Source organism: Pseudomonas sp., from assembly GCF_030690725.1.
GTDB lineage: Bacteria > Pseudomonadota > Gammaproteobacteria > Pseudomonadales > Pseudomonadaceae > Aquipseudomonas.
This window is the reverse complement of sequence record NZ_JAUYGD010000058.1, coordinates 1-1,430: the sequence shown is the minus strand read 5'-3', so window position 1 is coordinate 1,430 and position 1,430 is coordinate 1. Positions and strand designations below refer to the sequence as shown.

General features: G+C 53.3%; 4 protein-coding genes. All 4 read right to left on the bottom strand.

What is annotated here, in order from left to right; translation table 11 throughout:
- Window positions 1-105, bottom strand: a 105-nt coding sequence (rpsH, locus tag Q8O69_RS14475; protein WP_304867388.1) for a 30S ribosomal protein S8, incomplete at its 3' end; no start/stop codon positions are given.
- Between the two features lie 183 nt (window positions 106-288).
- Window positions 289-594, bottom strand: a complete 306-nt coding sequence (gene rpsN / locus Q8O69_RS14470) for a 30S ribosomal protein S14 (protein ID WP_090255793.1) — start codon at window positions 592-594, stop codon at window positions 289-291.
- A 13-nt stretch (window positions 595-607) separates the two neighbouring features.
- On the bottom strand, window positions 608-1,147 hold the full coding sequence (gene rplE / locus Q8O69_RS14465; RefSeq protein ID WP_090255796.1) for a 50S ribosomal protein L5: 540 nt from the start codon (window positions 1,145-1,147) through the stop codon (window positions 608-610).
- A gap of 20 nt (window positions 1,148-1,167) precedes the next feature.
- On the bottom strand, window positions 1,168-1,430 hold a 263-nt coding region (gene rplX, locus Q8O69_RS14460), incomplete at its 5' end, for a 50S ribosomal protein L24 (protein WP_305592996.1).

Below are 1,430 nucleotides of genomic sequence, written 5' to 3'. Positions count from 1 at the left end.
AGCCACCTTCAACGTGGAAGACGGCATGCTTACGACGGACTTTTCAGCCATCTGGGCATTACGGATACGAGTTAGCATGTCCGCTAACGGGTCCTGCATACTCATGGGCTAGACGCTCCTGATACAAAAAGAATTAGCCTTGCGGCTACAGTCGCTCAGAATTCTGAGAAAAATTGAACCCAGGCTCAGGCGAGCCGAGCATTCTAGAGACTGATCAAAAATGAATCAAGCCCCAAAGGGGCCTGATTCACAGATAAGACAAAGCCGGCACTAGGCCGGCTTTGTTTTTTACCAGCTGGCTTTAACCAGACCTGGTACATCACCACGCATTGCAGCTTCACGCAGCTTGATACGCGACAGACCGAACTTGCGATAAACGCCGTGCGGACGACCGGTAATGCGGCAGCGATTGCGCAGGCGCGAGGCGCTGGCGTCACGCGGCTGCTTCTGCAGTGCAACTTGTGCTGCCCAACGCGCTTCTGGACTGGCGTTCAGATCGGCGATGGTAGCTTTCAGCTCGGCACGCTTCTTAGCGTACTTGGCTACCGTTTGCTGACGCTTCAGCTCGCGGTTTTTCATGCTGGTTTTGGCCATGATCCAACTCCAATCAGTTGCGGAACGGGAATTTGAAAGCACGCAGCAAGGCGCGACCTTCATCATCCGTACGGGCAGTGGTGGTCAGGGTAATGTCCAGACCACGCAGAGCATCGATCTTGTCGTAGTCGATTTCCGGGAAGATGATCTGCTCTTTCACGCCCATGCTGTAGTTACCACGACCATCGAAGGACTTGGCATTCAGGCCGCGGAAGTCACGCACGCGCGGCAGGGAGATGGACAGCAGACGATCCAGGAACTCGTACATACGCTCACGGCGCAGAGTTACTTTAACGCCGATCGGCCAGCCCTCACGAACCTTGAAGCCTGCAATCGACTTACGGGCATGAGTCACAACGACTTTCTGACCGGTAATCTTTTCCAGGTCGGCAACAGCGTGCTCGATGATTTTCTTGTCACCGATTGCTTCGCCCAGGCCCATGTTAAGGGTGATCTTGGTGATACGCGGAACTTCCATCACGTTGGCAAGCTTAAGTTCTTCCTTAAGCTTGGGAGCGATTTCTTTCCGATAAATCTCTTTTAGTCGTGCCATGGTCTTCTACCTAGCAGTGTTCAAGCATCAACCGCTTTTTGGGTCGACTTGAAGACACGAATTTTTTTACCTTCTTCTACTTTGAAACCAACGCGATCAGCCTTGTTGGTTTCGCCATTGAAGATGGCCACGTTAGAAGCGTGCATTGGCGCTTCTTTCTCGACGATACCGCCCTGAACGCCCGACATCGGGTTCGGCTTGGTATGGCGCTTCACCAGGTTGATCCCACCAACGACCAGACGGTCGTCAGCGAGAACCTTGAGCACCTTGCCACGCTTACCTT

What these genes read in the sequence shown, in the direction of transcription:
- rpsN (WP_090255793.1), bottom strand. Translation starts at nt 594, where the DNA reads ATGGCCAAAACCAGCATGAAAAACCGCGAGCTGAAGCGTCAGCAAACG.
- rplE (WP_090255796.1), bottom strand. Translation starts at nt 1,147, where the DNA reads ATGGCACGACTAAAAGAGATTTATCGGAAAGAAATCGCTCCCAAGCTT.